Source organism: Billgrantia ethanolica, from assembly GCF_021404305.1.
GTDB classification, from domain to species: Bacteria; Pseudomonadota; Gammaproteobacteria; order Pseudomonadales; family Halomonadaceae; genus Halomonas; species Halomonas ethanolica.
Genome location: NZ_JABFTX010000020.1, coordinates 1 through 405, shown reverse-complemented (window position 1 = coordinate 405; position 405 = coordinate 1). Strand labels below are relative to the sequence as shown.

The 405-nt window shown below is 66.4% G+C and carries 1 protein-coding gene; it reads left to right on the top strand.

The genetic code is table 11. The features are described 5' to 3' along the window. A partial coding sequence (locus tag HOP53_RS21320; protein WP_234271867.1) for a FliH/SctL family protein occupies positions 1–405 on the top strand: 405 nt, incomplete at both ends.

Sequence of the window (405 nt, the reverse complement as noted above, 5' to 3'; positions counted from 1 at the left end):
CGTGGCACCGCTTCGGCCGCTGGCAGAGCAGTTCTCCATCGCCCTCGAGGGGCTCGATGAAGAGATTGCTAACGACCTGGTGGAGCTGGCCCTTGCTACCGGCCATCAGCTCGCCGGAGAGGCGCTCAAGGCTCGCCCGCGCCAGGTGCTTGAGCTGATCGGTGCGCTATTGCATACCGAGCCGCCGCTGGTGGGCCAGCAACGCCTCTGGCTACATCCGCTCGACCACAAACTGGTCGAGGAGCACCTGGGCACCGAGCTGGCAGCTGCCGGTTGGAAATTGCAACCCGACGCACAGCTCACCCGCGGTGGCTGTCGGGTCACCAGTGCCAACGGCGAGCTGGATGCCACCTGGGAGACCCGCTGGCAGGCGGTGAAATCCCAGGTCAGACGTCGGCGTGCAGC